Origin of the sequence: Sporosarcina sp. P20a (assembly GCF_002743175.1) — a bacterium.
Taxonomy (GTDB): Bacteria; Bacillota; Bacilli; order Bacillales_A; family Planococcaceae; genus Sporosarcina.
In genome coordinates, this window is the sequence record NZ_PDYT01000049.1 from 1 (window position 1) to 2,455 (window position 2,455).

3 protein-coding genes are annotated in these 2,455 nt (G+C 43.7%); all 3 read left to right on the forward strand.

Going from position 1 to position 2,455, the window contains the following annotated elements:
* The first annotated feature begins 87 nt into the window (after positions 1–87).
* Genes tnpA through tnpC form a run of 3 tightly spaced genes read left to right on the forward strand, consistent with a single transcriptional unit; the run spans position 88 to position 2,372 of the window.
* A complete protein-coding gene (gene tnpA / locus CSV72_RS16445) occupies positions 88–393 on the forward strand; it encodes an IS66 family insertion sequence element accessory protein TnpA (protein ID WP_099679236.1) in 306 nt (101 codons plus the stop codon).
* The gene (gene tnpB, locus CSV72_RS16450; RefSeq protein WP_143560496.1) at positions 390–746 is read left to right on the forward strand and encodes an IS66 family insertion sequence element accessory protein TnpB; all 357 of its coding nucleotides are present in this window, start codon (positions 390–392) and stop codon (positions 744–746) included. Before tnpA ends, tnpB begins: the two co-directional genes overlap by 4 nt.
* A gap of 39 nt (positions 747–785) precedes the next feature.
* Positions 786–2,372, forward strand: a complete 1,587-nt coding sequence (tnpC, locus tag CSV72_RS16455) for an IS66 family transposase (protein WP_099679237.1) — start codon at positions 786–788, stop codon at positions 2,370–2,372.
* Positions 2,373–2,455: the final 83 nt, after the last annotated feature.

Here is a 2,455-nt window from a genome sequence, read left to right on the forward strand (position 1 = left end):
TTGTAAGCGTCAAACAGTGAACACATATTAATAGAAGTAGATTCGTGAGATACTCCTCCCATAGAGCATATTTTGGGAGGTATTTATTTGAAAAGAAAAGAAAAAGAAGCATACTGGTCTGCAAAGATCGATGAATATCAAAACAGTGGACTAGCACTTTCTGAATGGTGTGAAACCGCAGAGGTTGCCGTTCACAATATGAAGTACTGGCTAAGAAAACAGTCACCAGTTAATCATACCGTACTTCAGGAGACCAGTTGGGTCTCCTGCGTAGTGGAAGAATCGATAGAGAACTCAATTTCTTTGAAAGTAAATCATGTGGATATCGAGGTGACGAGTGGCTATGATGAAACTCTGTTACTTCAAGTGATCCGGACGCTACGTCAGATATGATGAATGGTCGCGCTGTTGGGCGCGTATATCTGGCTGCTGGTCCGACAGATCTTCGGAAGTCGATTGACGGACTAGCTGTCATTGTCCAAGAGCTGTTCCAACTTGATCCTTTCTCCAAAGCACTTTTTGTCTTCTGTAATCGAAAGAGAGACAAACTTAAGATTCTATTCTGGGATCACAATGGATTCTGGCTCTATTACCGAAGACTGGAGAAAGGATTGTTCGATTGGCCAGATCTTGAGTCTGTTCAACCACTTTCCATTTCGAGTCGACAGTTGAACTGGCTCCTCGATGGATTACCGTTGAACCAACGTGACGCGCACCCTTCAGTCTCTGCGAAAAAAGTAATTTGAGTCTACTTCTCAGAATAATTTTATGCTATTATTATTCCTATGAGAAAACCAGACAAGAAAACCCAACTTACAATTGAAGAGCTCGAGAAGAAGAACGAACAACTCGAGCAAGAGAAGAAAAAGCTTGAAGCTCAGATGGAATGGTACAAGCAACAGTTCACTCTACTCCAACAGAAACGCTTCGGAACTTCTAGTGAGAAGACAAACAAGGACCAGTTTGAATTACCATTGTTCAATGAGGCAGAAGTTTCTTCAGCGATCCTTCTTGCAGAGCCTACGCTTGAGACGATAAACTATACACGCAAGAAGAAAATTGGACGTGCAGATAAGTTGAAAGACCTGCCGGTCGAGACGATTCACTATGACCTCTCTGATTCGGAGAAGGTCTGTTTAGAATGCGATCATTCCATGCACGAGATGAGCACACAGATACGCAAAGAACTGAAGATTATCCCGGCGCAAGTAACAGTTGTCGAACATGTGCAGCATATCTACAGTTGCCGTCATTGTGAAGAACATGCAATCAAAACGCCTATAAAGAAGGCTGAGATGCCGAACCCAGTGATCCCGAAGGGATTAGCGTCCCCATCTGCCATTGCACACGTGATGACGCAGAAGTTTGCTGATGGGCTTCCTCTTTATCGACAAGAGAAACAACTCGAACGGATGGGCATTCCATTAAATCGACAGACGCTATCCAACTGGATGCTTTCGAGTACGACGCGATGGCTCAAGCCGTTCTATGATGAACTCTATCGTCGTCTTCGTGATGAAGAGGTGCTCCATGCGGACGAAACTGTCCTCCAAGTTCTAGACGAACCAGGGAAAAGGGCGGAATCAAAATCCTATATGTGGCTATATCGGACAGGTAGAGACTCTAATACACCGATTGTGCTCTTTGATTATCAAGCAAGTCGTGCCAAAGAGAATCCACAAAAGTTTTTAAATGGCTACCAAGGTTATCTCCATGTGGATGGCTATGCAGCCTACGAGTCTATTCAAAACGTGGAGCTCGCTGGCTGTTGGGCCCATGCACGTCGTAAATTTGATGAGGCACTCAAGGCATTAAAAGGTGCGCCAGCTGGTGCAGGTCGAACGACGGTCGCTAAAAAGGGACTTAATTTCTGCAACCGATTGTTCGCAATTGAACGCAAGATAAAAGAAAAAACGCCTGAAGAACGGCTTGAAATAAGGAAAAACGACAGTCAGCCTGTGCTGGATGCTTTTTTGATATGGCTAAAAGAACAAAAGGAAGTTGTCGCTCCGAAGACGGCAACTGGAACTGCCATCTCCTATACGCTAAAACAATGGCCTAAATTGAGGACATTTATGAAAGATGGTCGTATAGAGATCGACAATAACCGAGCAGAGCGATCAATAAAGCCTTTCGTAATTGGTAGAAAAGCCTGGCTTTTCGCAGTTTCCACAAGGGGTGCGACTTCAAGTGCAATCGCCTATAGTCTCGTAGAGACAGCAAAAGAGAATGGTGTGAATCCCTTCTTCTACTTGCAGTTCCTTTTCGAAGAACTTCCCCAACGCAATCTTGAAAAAATCGCGGAGTTTGAAGACTTAATGCCTTGGTCGAAGACCTTACCAAAGAATTGTTATATCCAGTCAAAGAAATAGAAAACGCCCCAAGAATCTTTATGATCGATTCTTTGGGGCATTTTCTTTTATATTAAACAACGTGTTCACTGTTTGACGCTTAC

Excerpts from the sequence above, each read along its gene's own strand:
- tnpB (WP_143560496.1), top strand. The coding sequence starts at position 390 with ATGATGAATGGTCGCGCTGTTGGGCGCGTATATCTGGCTGCTGGTCCG.
- tnpC (WP_099679237.1), top strand. The coding sequence starts at position 786 with ATGAGAAAACCAGACAAGAAAACCCAACTTACAATTGAAGAGCTCGAG.